The organism is Paenibacillus sp. YIM B09110 (assembly GCF_037167145.1).
Classification (GTDB): Bacteria; Bacillota; Bacilli; order Paenibacillales; family Paenibacillaceae; genus Pristimantibacillus.
The window spans coordinates 13,514-32,867 of sequence record NZ_JBANSP010000014.1; the positions used below are offsets into that span (position 1 = coordinate 13,514).

12 protein-coding genes are annotated in these 19,354 nt (G+C 47.6%); 4 read left to right on the top strand and 8 right to left on the bottom strand.

Features of this window, described 5'->3' with window-relative positions:
• Positions 1-2: 2 nt before the first annotated feature.
• The 5 genes from V8F51_RS19690 to V8F51_RS19710 all read right to left on the bottom strand — a co-directional run bounded on the left by V8F51_RS19690 (position 3) and on the right by V8F51_RS19710 (position 8,888).
• Entirely contained in the window at positions 3-3,023 is a 3,021-nt protein-coding gene (locus V8F51_RS19690) for an ATP-binding protein (protein WP_337102113.1), read from the bottom strand.
• 38 nt (positions 3,024-3,061) lie between these two features.
• On the bottom strand, positions 3,062-5,959 hold the full coding sequence (locus V8F51_RS19695; protein WP_337102114.1) for a hypothetical protein: 2,898 nt from the start codon (positions 5,957-5,959) through the stop codon (positions 3,062-3,064).
• Positions 5,956-6,726 (bottom strand): hypothetical protein, encoded by a 771-nt coding sequence (locus V8F51_RS19700; protein ID WP_337102115.1) that lies wholly within the window; start codon positions 6,724-6,726, stop codon positions 5,956-5,958. The genes V8F51_RS19695 and V8F51_RS19700 overlap by 4 nt, the downstream gene beginning before the upstream one ends.
• Before the next feature lie 304 nt (positions 6,727-7,030).
• Positions 7,031-8,182 (bottom strand): helix-turn-helix domain-containing protein, encoded by a 1,152-nt coding sequence (locus tag V8F51_RS19705; RefSeq protein ID WP_337102116.1) that lies wholly within the window; start codon positions 8,180-8,182, stop codon positions 7,031-7,033.
• Positions 8,183-8,234: 52 nt separating this feature from the next.
• Positions 8,235-8,888 carry a GntR family transcriptional regulator gene (locus tag V8F51_RS19710; protein WP_337102117.1) on the bottom strand — a complete coding sequence of 218 codons (654 nt, stop codon included), beginning with the start codon at positions 8,886-8,888 and terminating at the stop codon, positions 8,235-8,237.
• Between the two features lie 250 nt (positions 8,889-9,138).
• Between V8F51_RS19710 and V8F51_RS19715 the strand changes: the two genes are divergently transcribed.
• Genes V8F51_RS19715 through V8F51_RS19730 form a run of 4 tightly spaced genes read left to right on the top strand, consistent with a single transcriptional unit; the run spans position 9,139 to position 13,058 of the window.
• Positions 9,139-9,936, top strand: a complete 798-nt coding sequence (locus V8F51_RS19715) for an SDR family NAD(P)-dependent oxidoreductase (RefSeq protein ID WP_337102118.1) — start codon at positions 9,139-9,141, stop codon at positions 9,934-9,936.
• Entirely contained in the window at positions 9,933-10,673 is a 741-nt protein-coding gene (locus V8F51_RS19720; protein WP_337102119.1) for an SDR family NAD(P)-dependent oxidoreductase, read from the top strand. Before V8F51_RS19715 ends, V8F51_RS19720 begins: the two co-directional genes overlap by 4 nt.
• Before the next feature lie 47 nt (positions 10,674-10,720).
• Entirely contained in the window at positions 10,721-12,106 is a 1,386-nt protein-coding gene (locus tag V8F51_RS19725) for a mandelate racemase/muconate lactonizing enzyme family protein (protein ID WP_337102120.1), read from the top strand.
• A gap of 46 nt (positions 12,107-12,152) precedes the next feature.
• Positions 12,153-13,058: an RraA family protein gene (locus V8F51_RS19730; protein WP_337102121.1), complete on the top strand. Its 906-nt coding sequence runs from the start codon at positions 12,153-12,155 to the stop codon at positions 13,056-13,058.
• A 278-nt stretch (positions 13,059-13,336) separates the two neighbouring features.
• Here V8F51_RS19730 and V8F51_RS19735 read toward each other — a convergent pair whose 3' ends face one another.
• The 3 genes from V8F51_RS19735 to V8F51_RS19745 all read right to left on the bottom strand — a co-directional run bounded on the left by V8F51_RS19735 (position 13,337) and on the right by V8F51_RS19745 (position 19,293).
• Entirely contained in the window at positions 13,337-15,799 is a 2,463-nt protein-coding gene (locus V8F51_RS19735) for a glycoside hydrolase family 2 TIM barrel-domain containing protein (RefSeq protein WP_337102122.1), read from the bottom strand.
• 132 nt (positions 15,800-15,931) lie between these two features.
• On the bottom strand, positions 15,932-17,524 hold the full coding sequence (locus V8F51_RS19740; protein WP_337102123.1) for a response regulator: 1,593 nt from the start codon (positions 17,522-17,524) through the stop codon (positions 15,932-15,934).
• A gap of 23 nt (positions 17,525-17,547) precedes the next feature.
• Positions 17,548-19,293, bottom strand: a complete 1,746-nt coding sequence (locus tag V8F51_RS19745; protein ID WP_337102124.1) for a sensor histidine kinase — start codon at positions 19,291-19,293, stop codon at positions 17,548-17,550.
• Positions 19,294-19,354 lie beyond the last annotated feature (61 nt).

Consider the following 19,354-nt stretch of genomic DNA (forward strand, 5'->3'; position numbering starts at 1 on the left):
AATTATTTTTTCAACCTAACAATGACAAGCTGTAAGCTTTGAATAGATTCGCCAGCCGCCAAAGCTTTCAGCAACTTTTCAAAGACTTCATGTTTTTGATCGACTTGCTCCTGCCTCATACCGGCAAATAGCTCAATCATAAAGAACGAAACGAACAGATCGTACGGGATTTCCTCCATCCAAACCCGCTTAAGCTCCGTTTGAAACGGATAATTCGCACTCTCTGGCCGATTATTCAATAAATCTTTTACAGCTTCAATGATCGAATGGCCCTGGATAAAAGACAAATACGATTCAATCAGCGATACGGAAGGCTTGTCTGCATACAATTCTAATCCCGGTAAAACGCCTCGCTTGCATTGAGACTGATACACCAGCAGCGCTTGCTCGCGCAGTTCCGCTTCCGCTATGTTCGTTTCCGATGTCGTATCGGTCGCCGGTTCGATTGCCACTTGGACCGCTTTGCTCCATCCTTGTGTGAACACGATTGCCCGCCCTACATCCAAGTGCGATAAGAAGTTGCGTTGTTCTTCTTGAAGCGCCATCGTATTGCCAATGACTTCCTTATCGTCCTGGGCAAACAACTTATGGACAATTTTTGTATTTGTGTTTTTTAACACTTCCGGCGTTAATTTGCTTGGAATTTGATCGACAATAATAAGAGACTCTCCGTATTTGCGAACCTCCGCCAACATATCCGTAAACACTTCAACGCCCTGTTTTTTATTCATGCTGTCACCGGGTGAATATTTGCTAAGCAAACGATGAGCTTCTTCTAATAAAGTGATATGCCTAGGCCGTTCGCCTTTTTTATGCTTCCCTTTTAATACCTCTACCAAATTCATTAAGACAAAGCCCATAATAAGCGACTTTTCGCTGCCGCTTTTGATCTCTTCCAATTCGAGAATGACACGCTGTTCGGACAGCCAATTGAAATCGATCGAACGCTTCGTGTTCAGCATCAAGCCTTTGGCGCCGACCAGCAAGCCCTGAAGCCGGGCGCGGATAGAACCGATATAATCGTTTTTTAGCCGCTCGTCAAAGCCTTGATCGCGAACCACGCTTTCGACTTTTTCGATTAAATCCGATAGTGTCGGAAATGCGTACACGCCGTCCGCAAACGGATCCGAAAAACGCGTATTTTTGTTTAAAGCAATATTCCAGCCATAATCCTTATAACATTCATAAATCGCCGTTTCGATAATTTGAGGAATCGCCGCCTCCATATCGAAAGATGCTTCTATCGCCGCTTTAATCATATCAACGCGTGAAGTTATGCTTTCATGCGGGAAAAACTCAAACGGATTTAAACGAAACGGCGCGACTGTATTATGGCCTAACGTGAAAATGTACAAACTATCGACTGCTCGTCTCATAATCCGATATTCCGTCTTGGCTGGCTCTATGACAAGAAAGGGCATTTCGCTTTCAAGCAGCAGCTTCTGGCAAGTTGTCGTTTTTCCGCTTCCGGTCACGCCCGTTACGAATATATGTTTGTTCATGACTTCTTTGTCGATGGGCACACTTATGTGCTCCAGCACTCTGCCGCTTTGGACCAAATGTCCTAACGGCAAAGGCTGCCTTGCATGTTTGGGTACATTTAGACCGAATTCGACTTCTTCCTTGAGCGTAAGTCCGACCACTTCCTTGTGAGGTAATCCGGCCAATACGCTTAGCTCGTTGCTGGAGTACCAATTGCCCAAATAACTTCTTTCGGGACTGACCGATTGAGATAATGCGATTCGGGCTTCCATCTCATTTTGTGTCAATTGATGCAATGTAACCTCGGGAATTTGAAACTCAAGCAAAGACTTCCTTATGTGTCCCTTAGGCAGCCTATGAAGCTTTAACGGAATTTTATTGCCGGCTTTGGCCGCGAACAACGATTGCATAATATGTCCAAGCTTCCACAGACTTCCTTCGTACACTGTACCTAATGATACAGCCGTAATATACAACCCTTTGCTTTTGCCGTAGTCCACTCGCGGAAACAAGATGTCATCCATATATTGAATCCAGTCTTGAACTTTTTTGTCGATATATTCAAGCGTAACCGCATTGCTTTTGGAGTCGGTTGTGGATAACGTTTCCGACTTTGTCGTGCCGTCAGATCTAGATTCGGACGTTCCATTCGTTTCGCTTACGTTCGTCCCCTTATTTGTCGCAACCGCCCTCGATTCGCTTGAGCCTTGTTGTCCTCCCTTCGAGTCACCCGTTTGACTGGAACTGCTGCTTCCTGAATTATTCGTATTATTGCGGTTCGTGCTTTGACTTGTACTCTTGTTCGTTCCTGTTGTTTCTGTGGTCGAGCTGCCTGACGATTGCGATTCCGCTTTTGAAGCGTTACTGCCCGTCGTATCTGTAAGAGAGGTGCCAAAAGTATCACTCTTACCACTGCTTTCGGAAAAGCTGTCCTGTACATTTTTTTTCACAAACGGTGTCAGCTTGGAGTACATTTGATACAATTGATGCTCCATCTCTGTGATTGCAGCTTCGGCAACGGGCTTGGCAATGACTGTTAGCGCAAACACATCGCCTATCATTACATCGATTAAACGGTCTATCCCTTGAAATTGTTCATTGTCCTCATCAACGCCTGGCACGCCTTCCATAAGCCCATAAGCCGGCAAATCGTTCAAAAAGGCTTTAAGATCCACCTTCTCTCTCGGAGATAGCGAACGCACTGTGCTTCCGCGAAAATTCCCCTTCAAGCTGGGCGCTAGTATTTGTTCCCCGATATCTCTAATGTTCAACGGCGAATGAGTCTTAGAAGCTAAATCACGGGCAATGCCAAAGTAAAAAGATACGCCGCTTTGATTCCCTACAATCAAATAAATGAAACTGATGCCGGGAACACGGATGGAGCTGATGACATTTTCAAAAGCTTCCTTTCGAGGCGCCTTGTCTTCAAACGTTAACTCCTCAATATGATAAAGCGTATAATCCATCAGCTCGAGTTCCCCGCTTACACGCTCTTCGCAGCCTGAATGCTGGAACATATATCGAGCTTCAGGTTCAAACAATAAATCGAATGGACGTTGTTGTTGGTCCTGCAATGGGATCACCTGCTTGCTGTTAAAGTTAAAGTTTCGATATGATCGAATGTTTGGCTAGCAGCGATCTCTTCTTCTTCTGCCACAACATATTCGATCGTATTGGGACCTTTAGCGCGGATGAATACATACGCGTTTTCATTTGTATGCGTTATTCTGCACTTTCGTCTTTCTGTTTGCTGAATGGGCATTTCGTTTGTGCTTGCTTCCGGCATCGTCGTAAAGTATAGTTCAAAATCTTCTTCCGCCGCGTCTATGAACAGGTGCCAAGCGCCATATGACGTTTCGCGGTCTACAACAACGTGAAACTTTCCTTTTTTGGATACGCCCAAGAAATAGTTAAATTTCGCTTCGTCCTGGGTCACGTTATGATCGACCACTTTAATTACTCCGCCTTTGCGGCATTGTATTAATCCGAAAGCAACCCCTGTTTTTCCGGTAGGAGCTTCAATACCTATATCTACAGCTTGTCCTGCTCTTCGTTCCCTCTGTATCTCCCATGCTTCTTCCGTTCCAAGCGGTGGATAAATTTCAAAGTACGCTTTTCCATTCGTATGGACGGATGAGGAAATTTGATCGGTTTCTTTGGCTATATACGTCTCGAACAGTTGCTGAACAACAGGCGAACGACTGGAATTTCCGCCTAAGAAGATATGGACCACTTCGACATCGGCAATGTTCGGATTGCTAAAGGCTCTACGCAACGATTCAAAGAAATTGCGAACTCCTTTCTCTATACGGGTATAAATGATGGATTCCAACCGTTCCCGATCGGCAGTCAATTCAGTGCCAGGGCAAGCATTTCCGTGCTTATCGAACAGATTTACTTTAAGAACGCCTTTGTCGAACTGCTGTTCATACCCTTCATGTCGTTCCCATAACGGACGCAACGCTTCTACCAATTGCCTCATATTAATCTTCGATTCTTGGGAATCGGTCAGCATAACCTCGCTGCCGACAAACGGTTCGCATTCCGGCGGAAGCATAAACGTTATTTCTTCTTCTCGCAGCTTTTGCTGGTTCGACTTAAAAACTTCAAACGCGAGCAATTCCAATAGATTTTCTCCGCCTAAATAACGATCTCCGCCGGCACCGAAATGCTCGATCACATAATCGTAGCGGCGCTCCTTAGCTCCTGCTTCGCGCCATATGCCGAAATCGAAATCTGTCGTCCCTCCGCCAAAATCGAAAATACTGTAAAACACTTTTTCATTTCCTGTCGGCTCAAAACCGTACTGTTGCAATGCGCATACCGCATATGCGGCCGGCTCGCTTACGCCGGAGGAAACGCGAAAACGCTCCATTACCTCTTCATCCTCATGCAGCGGAAGCGGCAACGATTTCAACAAACCTTTACGGAAGCTGGAAATAATTTTATCTTGTATTTCTTTCTCGTAAGTCACGGGGAACGAAAGCATGTAATCCAAATAAATGCCTTGATGCTGATTATTGATGAACAATCCTAAGTAATACGCGTAAATTTCAATCGGATTAAAATCGTCCGTCACTTCTTTGAAAGCCGGTAATATGCGGTCGACATTTTGTTTATCGCGCAATCGAAGCGTCCGGTTGCTTTCACCGGCCCATTGCTTCAATTCGCTGAGATGGCTATAAAACATATCGCTGTCGCTGCTCATTAAACTGCCGATAGCTGTATGCGATACGGTTACGTCTTCCCATGAAGTAAATGGACGCGCTCTAAGCTCATGATAGTCTGTTAGAAATTTATCCAGATCGATAAATTCCATTACCGTCGGATTTTCATAATGCTCCAGCTGTACTTCCTTGCTGTATCGGCCCATACCGATCCGCATCGGAAGCGTATGCTCTCCGTCTCGCTGAAATACGACAACCGTACTTTTCGTACCGAAATCAATGCCGACCACGCCGTCATAACGAATGTCCGATACGGGATGACGCGCTATGGCGCCATTTTCGAAAGACGCTTTCACCTTAAATAAAGTATCTAGATCTTCCGCCGTGCTGGTCGGCCACAGTTCCCATAATCCGCGATTTGGATCGTAAACCATTTGCTCGACGTACGGTTCAATGTCCGCGCGTACGGTATCGCGATCAAGCAGAAGAGAAATAGCTTCCGAAAAGTCGCTATCATTCAACTGTTCTTGAATGTCGTCGTATTCAATATCAGAAATGCCCCAGTTCTGGCCAAATGCATCTGTATGAAACTCGTTCTCCATGATAGCTTTAACAAAACTAAGAGTTTCGAAGATCACATCTTTATTTTCACCGAACTTCAAGAACGATTTTATCTTCATCAATTGTTTGATCTGATACTCTTCTTGTTCTGAGAAGGCTTCCGGAATCAAATCTTCTTTCACCCAGCAAAGCAGCAGTTGAGTCGGGGAGTCCGGACGCGGCATAACCTCTCCCAGGCGATAGATCGGAACAACGACACCAGGCTCCTCTCGCAGCATCTCATCATCAAGGTCTCTTCCGCCTAATTCAGCCGATGTTTTCATATAAGCAACTCGGAAATTATCCCCTTTATCATATCGGATTTGATCCTCATCAACCTGATTTGGAAAACTCCACTTTGCCGAAAATATCTTTCTACTTTCATCCAGAGTCATAAAATCACCCCAATATTTATGGGCAATTAACAACATGTTTGTGTCGAAATTTTTGATCGATTTATCGCTAACGTATCCGTATTTCGGTTCCAAAGGCAATAGAGCATGCACCGATTTATGATAGTAAACCGGCACATTTTTCATCGTCATAAATCTTTGATTTACAAACAAATCGTTTAACGTTTGATGCAGTTCCTTAAACGCAATCTTCACTCTTTCTAGCAATAGTGCGCCCTGACGATCTGCATACACTGCTATGGCTTGATCGTAATTCACATATATTTCCGTTTGCTCAATCAATTGTGTTCGATTCACTTGCCAGTTCCTCCTACTGTGACGAATGATTTACGTATCCACTTGCCTGTTCTCACATTAAGAATGCCTGGCAATAGAAGAGCGTTAACAGCTCCGGAAGGTTTACTTCCGCCTGCTCTACTCATGGTGTCCTCATCGAACGAATTGCCAACCGCAACGTGATAGATCTGAAAGAGCGGTTGTTCATAGATGATGTTATAGGCGTTCATCCCCTCTTCTATGATACGAGTTAACAGAGCCCTATCTGCTTCCGTCATTTTAGCGCTCTGAATTTCGCCTTGAGCGAAATCCCACAAGCCAAGGAGCGAATCATATTGAACGCTGCTTACAACAAAATGCTCAAAGCTGCCGCTCTTAATGATGTTGCCTACCCTGTTCTGTAAAGATGGAGAATCATTTAGCCACTGTTTATATATAAGTCGAAGCTTATTAAACGGTTGTCCTAGCTCTATATTGTTCTCCTCCAACCGCCGACGCGCTTCTCGGTCGCTTTCCTCTTGTTTTTTCATTTGAATAATTTCTGATTTTAGACGTAACTGCTCCGTGTCCTTTGCTCGCATTTCGCTTTTCAGCTGTTCCAGTTCGTTTTCTTTCGTAAGAAGTTGTTGTTGCAGCTGTTCAATATGCGGGTGCAACGAATGACTGGCCAACACCGTTACGGCTTCAATCTCAACTTGAGAAGTTCCTTGATTAACAATCTCTATAATTCGTTGTTGAACTTCAGGCACTTCCAATAACTCCAACACTTTTGCGATCTGCTTCTTCAAATGAAATATTCACCTCAAGCTCTTTTAAAATGCAATATGCAATAACTGCAGTACCATTACATGGTGCTATTTTACAACATTTTTCGATGTTTTTATATGTGACTTGGAACAAAATTTCTCGATTGTAAACTTGAGGAAAGTTACGCAGTGAAAGTGAGCCCTCTCTCCGGTGGTGATAGACCGAAAGCCAAAAATGGCGATGCAGGGATAACCTCCCTTAGCACCGCCATTCTTTATTTTTGCCGATTTTCCATCAAACGAGCTGAAAATATGCTCCATCATGTACTCATTTTAACGCTTCGCACTACTTGGCATCCCGAAATTCGCTTGGCGACAAGCCTACCTTCTTTTTGAAAATTTGGCTGAAGTAACGGGAGTCGTGATAGCCGACCCGTTCGGCTACCTCATAGTTTTTCATATGCGTTTGCTTAAGCAGTTTTTTGGCGTTGGAAATGCGAATCCGGGTCAGATACTCGATAAAGGTGACACCCATTTTGGATTTGAACAAGGCGCTTAAATAGGCGGGAGTAATGAACACCTTATCGGCGACGTAATGCAGCGATGCTTGGCCGTATTCCTCCTCCATCAGCGTAATCGCTTTCTTGATAAGCGTGCGATCGATGCTGCCGGCGGCGCTAGATGTCCCCTTCATCCCTTTAATTGCCTCGCGAACCGCTTCTTTCATTTCCTCCAGCGTCTGCAACTGCATGAGCGCCGAAATATTCGGCGTGCTGCATAGATGCGGCTGCCCGAGTGCGGATTTGGCCCGAAGCTGTAAGCTGATCAAAAGTTGAAGCGTCGCGTCTACGACTTTGTTGACCTGAAGCGGACCGTTTCGAGTCAACGTACTGTAGAAGTCATCTATGGCTTGCCTCATTGCTGACTCAGATATGGAGTCTCTAGTCAGTAGCTGTAAAAGCTCATCCTCCTTGACTAACGGATATTCCGCATCGTTTGCATATTCGTAGATATTGCTATAGTAGATAGGCTGTGAATGGGTTTGGTAAAATCGGTGTTTCATTGCGAAGAGAGCTTGCTCGTAACAATCATGTAAATCCGATAGATTCGGATACGGATTACTAATACCAAGCGAAATGGATTGAAGGTTGAAATTATGCTCTTGGTTGCAAATGCGGTCGTACAGCTCAGCTATGGATTCGCGGTCGTCCCAAGAGAATACGACTCCGATATGCCCCTTGTCATCCGGAACGACAGCAATGTTGCCGGGTCCTTGCCGCTTGATGACGGCATACAATTCATCTGAGGCATATCTACGAGACCATAAATCCGTTTCCGCTGTGCTGACGCCGAACAGAGCCAGAGCCGGGTATGCGTAATAAGCGTGGAGCCCGCTCTCCGCAAGTATCCTCTTCACATCTCCGGCAGCAAAGCCTTTACTGGGAAGCAGGTCGTTCAGCGTTCGGGCAAAGTCGGAAACGATTGTCCCTTGCTTCATATTCGGCACTCCTCTCTCTGAGAAAGGATAATGAATCGATTGTGCTTCCTTGCTAGTCTCCGGTGTAATTTTTGTAGAAACCTAATCCCCTAATCAGCTTCTTTTCCGTAAGCTCGACGTCGCCCGACTTGATGAGTTGCAAAATTTGGCTATGCGAGTCAGGAATCGAGTAGCCTTGATGATCCTTGTTCGTTACCGTAATAAAACGCATAATCTTTGATTTGATGCTGTTCCAAATGTCGTATAGCAGCGCGTTTCCGCTCCGCAAATAAAAATAGCCGTGAAAGCCCATATCCAATTCGACCAGCCGATACGGATCCCCTTTATCGATCGCTTCCCGCATACCCGCTATTACGTCCTCCAGATAAGCAATATCCTTCGGCTCCAGCACCTTCATCGTGGCGCGAAGCGCGTGTCCCTCAACCAGCAGCCGGAGCTCGTAAATGTCGCGGATTTCCTGGGCCGTAATCTCAGATACGGATGACCCTTTGTTCGCTTTGCCGACAATGAGCCCTTCCTGCTTCAGCCGCTCCAGCGCTTCTCTGACGGGCGCTTGGCTGACGCTGAATTGCTTGGCGATATCCATTACGATCATTCGGTGTCCGGGTAGCAGCTCACCCTTCATAATCTGCCTCTTTAACGTGTTATAGACATGCTCGCTAAGAGAGATTGGACTTTGCGACGAACTGGCTGTTTCGATGGACACAGGCTTCCACCACCTTAAAAGTTGGTATATTTCGTAAATTATCGATAATCGATAATATGATGCTAAGCGCTTACAACAAGAAAGTCAAGATCATAATTATAAGCCTGTATTCCCACACATTAACCGTAAAAAAACAAACAAAATGATAATTTTACAGCATCGATTTTCGCTTGGGCACATCGGTAAGATGGTCATGTAACGAGAATCGAAGCGAAAACGGAATCCATGATTTTTAAGGAGGTATACACGGGTGCCAAGGAAAGTGGTCTTCATAGCGGATGCCGACAGCCTGTCCGGCAAGGCGCTAATCGAGCGGTTCGGCCAAGGCGGCGCTGATCTTATTCTGAACAGTGTTCAAGACGATAAGGAATGGGACAATGTACTCGTTTCCTGCGAAGCCGCCGGCTCCCGAGTACTCGTGACCCACGCCGACCTATGCAGCAGCCGCAAGCTGACGGCAATGCTGGACGAGGCCGATACGCTGCTTGGCCCGGTTGACGTCATGATTCACAATTGCAGCGTCATAAAGCCAGTCGGTGTCGAAAGCGGCGAAGAATCGATATTCGCCGAAATGATGGAGGCGAATGCGAAATCGGCCTTCTTCTGTACGCAGGCGATCGGCAAGCGGATGGCGGCCAGAGGGAGCGGCAGCATCATCTTCGTCAGCTCTATTCATAGCGAGAAGCCGACCGGTGCCTCCTTCGCTTATAGCGCCTCGCAAGGCGCGGTGAAGATGCTGGCCCATGAGGCGGCGCTGTTTCTTGGACGGCACGGCATTCGCGTCAATGTAATCGAGATGGGCCCCGTCGAAGGTGCTGATATCACTTTTCAAAGCGACAGTTCAGGGCTTTACGACGATTACCGGTACAAGGTTCCTGGGACCAGGCTCGTCACCGAAGGCGACTTAGCCGAACTGGCCTTCTTCCTTGCGGGGGATGATTCGGGTTATTTGAACGGAGCCGATATTAGGCTGGACGGAGGCTTCCTCCTGCATTACATGGATATTCGAATGAATAAGCCTGCCGAGGGGGGTACGAGATCGCAATGAGCCAAAGCTTGATAGGAAAATCGGCACTCGTCACCGGCGCGGGAACGGGCATCGGCAAAGGCATAGCGTGCGAGCTTGCGCGGCGCGGTGCGAAGGTTGCCATCCACTACAACTCCAGCGATACCGGAGCCAAGGATACGCAGCAGCGCATCGAGGAGCTCGGCGGCCAGTGCATGATCGTGCAAGCCGACATCGCCGATCGGGAGCAGATCGTCCGAATGGTCGATACGGCTGCGGCTGCGCTTGGCGGCATCGACATATTGGTCAACAATGCCGCGCTGCAGCTTAATATCAACTGGTTCGAATATACGGAAGAGCTGTACGACCGAGTGATGAACGTCAATCTGAAAGGATACTGGCAATGCATGCAGGCGGTTATTCCTGATATGAAACAAAGAAATTTTGGCCGTATCATTAACATCTCCTCTGTTCATGGCAAACGACCGACCGATTTCGACGCCGTTTACTGTATGTCGAAAGGCGGCATCAAGATGCTCGGCAGGGAAAGCGCCATAGAGCTAGCGCGTTATGGCATTACAGTCAATACAATTGCGCCCGGCGCGATCGACGTCGGCAAGTTCAAATCGCACAAGGAGCCGAGCCGCAAAAAATTCCCGCTCGGACGCGTCGGACTGCCCGAGGATGTCGCTTCGCTCGCCTGTTATATCGCTTCGGACGAAACCTCGTTTATGACAGGCGCCACCGTTCGCTTGGACGGTGCCGGCATGTTGATGTAATCGCATGATTATGCCAAATACCTATAATCCGCAAAGGAGCTATTTCCATGACTCAACAGGAAACCTATGAAAGCACATTGTCCTACGTCAACACCTACTCGGGGCCGTCGGAGCTTCGTATTACCGACATTCGTTTTGCCGATATTGCCGGCGCACCTATGCACTGCAGCCTGATCAAAGTGTTCACGAACCAAGGCATCGTCGGTTTCGGCGAAGTGCGGGACGGAGCCGATAAACAGTTTGCCCTGCAGCTCAAGAGCAGACTTCTCGGCGAAAATCCGTGCAATATCGACAAGCTATTCCGCAGAATCAAGCAATTCGGCGGGCATTCAAGGCAAGGCGGCGGCGTAAGCGGCATCGAGATCGCCCTTTGGGATATCGCCGGCAAAGCCTATGGCATGCCAATCTATCAAATGCTGGGCGGCAAATTCCGGGATCGGATCCGCATGTACTGCGATACCGACGTAGACGGCAAAGCTACCGGCACGGCAATGGGCTTGGCACTGCAAAAAAGGATGGAAAAAGGCTACACGTTCCTCAAAATGGATCTCGGCATTAATCAAATTATTCATGAGCCAGGAACGCTGAGCGCGCCGCTTGGATTTCTGGACGAAATGAAGGCGTTGTCCAAGGCTTGGTATTCGCGCAAAGGTTCTAATCTACCGGAGCATGAGCTGCGGGAAGCGCGCAACCGCCACTACGATATATACAACATCGCACATCCCTTCACAGGAATTCATGTTACCGAGAAAGGCCTCGACATGCTGGAGCAATACGTTGCCGAAGTACGCGCGGTCATCGGTTATGAGGTGCCTCTTGCCATCGACCATTTCGGACATATCGGCTTGCAGGACTGCATCAAGCTGGGCCGCCGCATTGACAAATACAATCTGGCTTGGATGGAGGACATGATTCCTTGGCAGTACACGAATCAGTACGCGCAGCTCGCAAGCGCGGTGACGACTCCCATCTGTACCGGCGAGGACATTTACTTGAAGGAAAACTTTAGGCCTCTGCTGGAAGCCGGCGGCGTGTCCGTCATTCACCCTGACGTGCTGACGACCGGCGGCATCCTGGAAACGAAAAAGATTGGCGATATGGCTCAGGAATACGGCGTCGCGATGGCCATCCATATGGCGGAAAGCCCGATCGCCTGCCTAGCGGCTGTACATGTCGCAGCCGCCACTGAAAATTTCCTCGCGCTGGAATACCATTCCGTTGATGTCGAATGGTGGGATGATCTCATTGTCAGCAAGCTGCCGAAGCCGCTTGTCCAGAACGGATTCATCCACGTGCCCGATGCGCCTGGTCTAGGCATCGAGGAGCTTAACAACGAGGTCATCGCCGCGCATCTGCATCCGGAAATTCCCGGACTATGGCTGCCTACCGACGAATGGAACGGCTATTGGTCCAATGACCGGCTTTGGAGTTAATTTGGTACTAATCAGGAGCACAATATTATAAATCGAGGTGTCCACTATGAAATTCAATAACGCAGAAGATACGATACAGCTGTCACCGCTATGGCAAGGCGAACGCTTCCCGGACGGCCGTCCCAAAGTGCCGTCTAACGTGCTGGAACGTTTAAGCCGCATTACGCTCGAGGAAGCATGGGGACCGCTTTGGTCTCGAGGGTATCACTATCAATTCGAGGGTGAATTCAAGATCATTCATCCGAACAAAGTAATGGTCGGCCGCGCGGTGACAGCCGTCATGGTGCCTAAGCGACCGGACCTGCATGATACGCTGATGAATTACGGCCACGAGCAAGAGGGCCGCAGAGGCTTTTTCAACCAATGGGTCATTGATTCGCTGGAGGAAGAGGACGTCGTCGTCATCGATATGTTCGACAAAATTTATCAAGGTACTTATGTGGGAGGCAACCTGTCCACGGCTATATCTACCCGCACAAAAACGGGCGGCGCGGTTATTTGGGGCGGCATTCGAGATAATCAGCAAATTACGCAAATCGAAAATATCAATGTCTACTATCGAGGCAGCGACCCGACCGCGATCGCCGACGTCACGATGGTCGGCATGAACGTTCCGGCCCGCATCGGGCGCGCAGTCTGTCTTCCGGGCGACGTCGTGCTCGGCACGCCGGCTGGCGTCATCTTCATCCCTGCCCACTTGGCGGAGCTCACCGCAGCAAATGCGGAAAAGTCGCAGGTTCGCGACGTATTCGGCTTTGCGCGTCTTAACGCCAATACCTATACGACGGCGCAGATCGATGCAGCCTGGACGACTGCCATGTGGCAAGATTTCATGCAATGGTTTGATACGGACGCCGCCGCTGCTCCATATCAGCATTTGACATGGGAGCATGAGCTGGATGAAGCGCGGCGCAACGAAAGCAACGGTCCTTCCAGCGATGTCCGGATTTAACGACAACATGAGGCTGTCTCAAAAGTAGGTATGCTTGACGAGACAGCTCGCTTTATGGAAATTTCCGAGAGCTGCTTTGACCTTCTCCAAATGCGGTTAAAGGCAACGCGTGTCGGTCAAAGAATCGGTTTCTTTTTGTTATGCAAAATGAACAAGGGGCTGTCTCAAAAGTCATATATGACTTTTGAGACAGCCCCTTGTAGTTGTACAAACCTGCAAAACTAGATCACCGTTGCCGTATGCGTAATCGCCTGAAGTAATGTCTTCTCCATCGGATCTTATTTGTCGTTTAATATTGCTTGAATCTGCGTTGATTGTGAAGCGCAGCCTTCTGCCGATACCGTGACAGTGATCAGACCTGCGCCCGTTGGGCGTATCACCGCCAACGCTCTGCCGTCAAACGTTGTGCGCTCACTATCGAAGAAATTTTCTTCAGACTTAGGATTGGCACTGCCGAAGCCTTGCAAGACACCTGGCCCATCCACTTGCACCGCCACTTTACGGTCAGCGGTGTTGTATACATGTCCATGCTCGTCCACTAAACGAATCGTTACGAACGAGAGGTCGCTGTCCGAAGCGGTAATTTCCGCCCGGTCTGCCTCAACTTTCAATTCAACGTCGCCGGTCGCCGAACGAAGCGTCATCCGGCCGATTTCTTCTCCCTTCGCGTAGGCTACCGCTACAACTTCCCCAGCCTTGTATACCGTGTCGAACTCCGCCTTGAAGCGGTTCTCTTCGCCCACGGCGGCTCTGCCCACCGAACTCCCGTTCACCAGAAGCTCGACTTCCTCCGCGTCGGCATACACTTCCACTTTAATCGGCTTATCCTCATAACCGTTCCATGACCAGCTAGATACGGAATCGCTCCAGCTCCACATCGATAGAATCGCCTGTTTGTCATAATACTCCGGCCGTTGCACCGCAATGTACGGCTCCTTGCGAAGTCCGAAGACGATTTCGCGATAATACGAAACCGGACGACGGTAACCGGTAATGTCGATATCTCCTACCCAAGCCGCTAGCCAAGGATATGCGCCAAAGACGCCGCCTGCGAATTCACCTGAATCATAGGTAACTTTGCCAATTCCAGCTTCCCCAAGATAGTCCCAGCCCGTCCAGGTAAAGTCACCTATAAGGTGGCTGTTCTCCTTCACCAGCTTCCAGTTCTTATCAATGCTCGATGCATAAGTCTCACCGCCGACAATGATACGATTCGGGAAGAGCTCCTTATCCTTCAAGTAGCGCGCGTCAGCATAGTTATACGCAGCAATGTCAACATACGCAAACGACTCAGTCGTTTTGGCAGTGGCTAAATCGCTTGCGGTGATCATCGCCATAATGTCTTTCATATTGTTCATCATTGTGTTAATGCCTTCATCTTTGCCCTGTGCGCCGCCACTTTGCCTCATCTTCTTGAATTCGTCCATGATGGCAACCATGAAGTTAATGGAATTCGTTACATAGCGGGTATTGTCTAGAGACCGAACCTTCTCAGCCAGCTTCCGCCCCCACACCGAGTCGATAGCACGTCCTGTTTCTGGAATTTCATTACCGATTGAGTACATGATGACGGATGGATGATTGTAATTTTTGTTGACCATCGCTTCGATATCTTTCTCCCACCAGAGTGGAAAATGAAGCGCATAATCGTAATCAGTCTTCGTTGAAGTCCACATATCATAGCTCTCGTCCATGACCAACATTCCAAGGCGGTCACAGGCGTCCAGCATCGCCTTGCTTATCGGATTATGCGCGCTTCTCAGTGCATTGAAACCCGCTTCTTTCAAAATTTCGACACGGCGCTCTTCAGCTCGATCAATCGTTGCAGCCCCGATTATGCCATTGTCATGATGAATGCAAGCACCGCGCAGCTTCACTACCTCGCCGTTAATGCTAAGTCCTTTGTCGGGATCAATGGATAACGAGCGAATGCCGAATGCAGTCGTCTCTTCGTCGATCTGTTCCTGATCGGCCACAAGACGAGTGCTGCAAGTGTATAAATTCGGCTGCTCCACGCTCCACAGCTTAGGCGATCTCACGTAGACTCGTTGGCGTAACGTTGCGCTTTCACCTGCGAACAGCGTAATAGGCACGACATCACTGGCCACGATTTTCCCGTCGGCATCCACGATTTCCGTCTGAACGTTCACGGTGCGGGTATGAATCCCTTCGTTCTCGATGACAGTTACCACGGCAATTGCCGCACGATCGCTCGTAATATCCGGGGTGGATACTTTCAAGCCATCTAGAGCGATATGGACCAAATCCCCAACAATAAGCTTCGTATTGCGATAAATACCTGCACCTGTATACCAGCGCGAGTCTTTATAGTTCATCGCCACGACTTTGATTTCGTTGTCTTCACCGTATTTAAGAAAACGGTCCGCTTTAATATAGAAATTCGTGTAGCCGTTCGGACACTGTCCGGCAAAATCGCCGTTAACATACACCATCGCATTGGCGTAAACGCCTTCAAATTCGATCGTTACTCTTTTTTCCTTATATTCAGCAGGGACAAAAAACGTCTTTTTGTAGTCGTATTCACCTTCAGGAAAATAGCCAACGGCGTTTAAATGTTTGCCGGCATCGCTTCCATCATCAGGCTTCTGACGTTTTCTTTCGATCATTTCGTCATGCGGCAAAGTAACAGGCTTAGGCTGCACCGGCGTACTCGTCATTTCTGAGAAGAAGCCGCTTTTCTTGCCTACCGTCCAATCGTGATTGAATGAAATTCGAATCATTGTTTTCTTCACCATCCATCCTGAATTTTACGTTCTCATTGATATCAAATTCAGTATAGCCTTCGATAGATGAGCAAACTAACAGTTTTTCGGCAAGTTGAATAGCACTTTTCCGACAATAATATATCAGCCTTAGTTCCCGCCAAATTGTTTTCGGTATTCCTTTGGGCCCACCCCGGCATATTTTTTGAATATTTTTGTAAAATGGGAGAAATTCGAATAGCCTACTGCCGTTGCAATCGCACTTATCGAGATAGCGGTTTGGGTTAGCAGCTCTTTCGCCAGCTTCGTTTTTTCCAACATCATATAATCGGATATGGAGTGACCCGTTTCTTTCTTGAATAGCCTAGTCAAGTGATCGGCGCTCAAAAATACGAGCTCGGCCATCTCTTCCCGAGAAATTTCCTTATCCATATTGAGGCTGATGTAACGCTTAATCGTCTGGACAATCGTATCGGACTCCTCAACCGCCTGTGCTTGATTCAGCGCTTTATTAATGGCATAGTCAGCCCACTCCAGCATATCCGTGACGGAGCGTCCGGCTTTCTCGGACAGACGCCTCGACTCTTCTTCCCCAAATAATTGATGTGCCTGAATCTCCTTGGCGTATAGGAAAGTGTACAGCAATTGAACAAAATTCTGGTTGAACTGATGCAGAAAATTGGCGTCCAAGGCTCGATTCCGAACGGGTTCGGTAAGGAAGGCTTTAATTTCCTGTATAACGGACTCCTTCGTACCCGTCTTGAGCAAGGACGACAATACGCTCCAGTCAGGCATTTCAATAAGCTGTACGTTAGGCTTGGCATCCTGATCGGTGAAAACCTTGTTTACAACGGACACATTGTTCCGGTCTTGGCTCCTCAGATCTGTAACGATGCCTAGCATCTCGTGCGCCTCGACGATCTGGCCAAGATAACAGGACAAATCACAGTAAAAATACTGATTGCACGCAGCAATATAGTGTCGGCAAGCATCCTGCACAGATTCAAGATCCCAACCCGCCTGACCTTCTACAGCCAGTATTATGAGAAGCATGTCTCGTTCAAGCTGCAAGCAATTTCCGTTTCTCTCGCTGCCGATGATGGTTTCTTCGGCGGAATTTTTCAGCGCATACTCGAGAATTTTCTCATCTCTGCGTCTTAGCTCTTTATGCCACTTTTGAACTCGGACTAAGACGGGAAGAAACATCATATGTTCCGTAATCGGTATATGATGGAGCTCGATCTGCTCTCGAACAGCATCCCGATGGCTTGGAGTCGAATGGTTGATCAGATTGAGCCAGAAGTGTTCAATAATAAGCGAATGATGCTTTAACCAGGACTGACTGTTCCTGCTCATTTCGGAATTCTTGACGATCACATCCTGCGCCTTCCTAATGGCCGGCTCCAAATCATCGGCAAATACCGGTTTCAATAGATAGTCGAGACTTCCGAGCTGCAACGCTTCTTTGGCATATTTGAAATCGGCATGGCTTGTGAGAATAATCGTTTCCGTAAGCGGATGGTGTTCTCGCACCCATGCCAGCAATTCCAATCCGCTGCCTTGAGGCATTTCAATATCGCACAGGAGAATATGGATCACTTCTTTGTCCATGATCTCCTTTGCCTGTCTTATATTGTAGGCCGTATACAATCTCGCAATATCCAATTTGCTTAGATCAAGATCCGTTTTTACTCCTTCAATCGCATGGACTTCATCGTCAACAAGAAGCAAATGATAGGTCATCTTATTTCCTCCGTTACTCCGCGTTACTGCGTTACTGGATCGGTAGGCAAAATCATCTCCACTACTGCTCCGCCGGTTAGTTCATCATTATAGAAATGTAGCAATGCTTTACCGTTGTACAACAGATTCATCCGTCTTTGAACATTCCAAATTCCCGTATGATCCCCCTGATCATTCTGCACGCTTCTTCCTGCCTGTAGCTCTTGCAATACAGAGTCACTGAATCCCGATCCCGTATCTTGGATGATAATTCTCATTCGAGAGCCTTTCTCTTCTTCCAAAAACTCGATGCTAATCGTAATTCCAATAGGCTTATCAAGAGTGACGGCGTGTTTGATCGAGTTCTCGACAAAAGATTGAATGATCAGGGGCGGCACCGCGACTTCGCTCAAGTAAACAGGCGATTCAATCGTCCAAGCGAGCTGCTCCGGAAACCTTAATTGCTGGATATTCAAATAATTTCGGGCATGATCAAGCTCATCCCTAAGCTTCACGAACGACGCATTGCTGCGGAGCAGGAAGCGGAAATATCGGATCAGCGCCACCGTCATCTCAATAATCAGCTCGTAGTTTTTGACCTTGGCCAGATTACATATGAGATTTAGTGTGTTAAGGAAAAAATGCGGGTTAACCTGCAACTGCAAACGATGCAATTCCTCTTTTTGTTTATTCAGCTGTTCTTCAAATACATTCACTCGAAGCGTCTGTACCTCGTTCATCATCGAGTTAAATGAATCGCCCAACAGAACAAACTCCTCCGATGTCGTCTGCATATCAACCTGGGCACTCCAATCGCCGCCGCGAACCTTCTTCATAGCGAGCAAAATGCGGCTTAACGGTATCAGGAATGCCCGTCTCATCGCATAGAGACCAACGGGAATTAACAATACCGATGCGAATGTAATGATCCATATAATGCGTTGAAGATACGGAAGATTATCCAAAATGTTCGTATCTGGGATTATGGTCATCAGGCTAAAGTTTCCTTTCGTGGAGGGTGTGCCAACGACCAGAAACTTTCTCTCCGATCCGGATAAATAATAAGCCTCTGACTGCTGGCGCAGCACAATACCGTTCTCATGTACGACGGTTGAATCGGTGATCGGTTCGCCTTGATCGTTGGCGAGCAAGATCTCTCCAACTTTCCCCATCTTCAAAGCACGTAGGGGAGTGATGATCTGATCCGCTTGGATCCATGCACCCAGATACGTATCACCGGCCAGGACAATATCGATTAAGTAATACTGTTCTCCAATCTGGTAATACTTCCACCTCTCTGGCGATCCACCTTGTACATTTTTTTGCTGATGAATCAAATTGACGATATATTGCTGAATGGTTTCTTTATCCTCATTTGAAACGACGGTGGAACGAGGGATATCCATGTAATCTTGCCTTTGCTTATGGTATACGAAGAACGAATTCACGGAACGATACAAACCAATATCATTACTAAGACTATTAAACATGAACACTTTGGCGATATAGTAATCGTCATTGTTCGCTGCTCGGCTCATCGACAACAAGTCACTGCCAAGCGCTATCGTATTGATATACGCATCCGCATCATTGAGCTCTCTGTCGATTTGATTCATATAGAGACTCATCGCGTCATTGTAGGAAACGGCTACTTGCTCGCGCACAACTTGAATCGAGTAGAAGTTGTTGTAGATCAGCATTCCGACGATCGGCAAAGTCATGATTGACACACTTAATATTAATTTGTTTCGCAACGAATGGCTTAGCCAATGCCATTTCAACAGCTTCATATCATTCCGCTCCTTGCTTTTCTCATTGATCCCATCATACACATAAAGAAAGCACGAACGC

Coding starts and splice junctions, on each gene's coding strand:
- V8F51_RS19705 (WP_337102116.1), bottom strand. CDS start 8,182: ATGAAGCAAGGGACAATCGTTTCCGACTTTGCCCGAACGCTGAACGAC.
- V8F51_RS19720 (WP_337102119.1), top strand. CDS start 9,933: ATGAGCCAAAGCTTGATAGGAAAATCGGCACTCGTCACCGGCGCGGGA.
- V8F51_RS19725 (WP_337102120.1), top strand. CDS start 10,721: ATGACTCAACAGGAAACCTATGAAAGCACATTGTCCTACGTCAACACC.
- V8F51_RS19730 (WP_337102121.1), top strand. CDS start 12,153: ATGAAATTCAATAACGCAGAAGATACGATACAGCTGTCACCGCTATGG.
- V8F51_RS19735 (WP_337102122.1), bottom strand. CDS start 15,799: ATGATTCGAATTTCATTCAATCACGATTGGACGGTAGGCAAGAAAAGC.
- V8F51_RS19740 (WP_337102123.1), bottom strand. CDS start 17,524: ATGACCTATCATTTGCTTCTTGTTGACGATGAAGTCCATGCGATTGAA.
- V8F51_RS19745 (WP_337102124.1), bottom strand. CDS start 19,293: ATGAAGCTGTTGAAATGGCATTGGCTAAGCCATTCGTTGCGAAACAAA.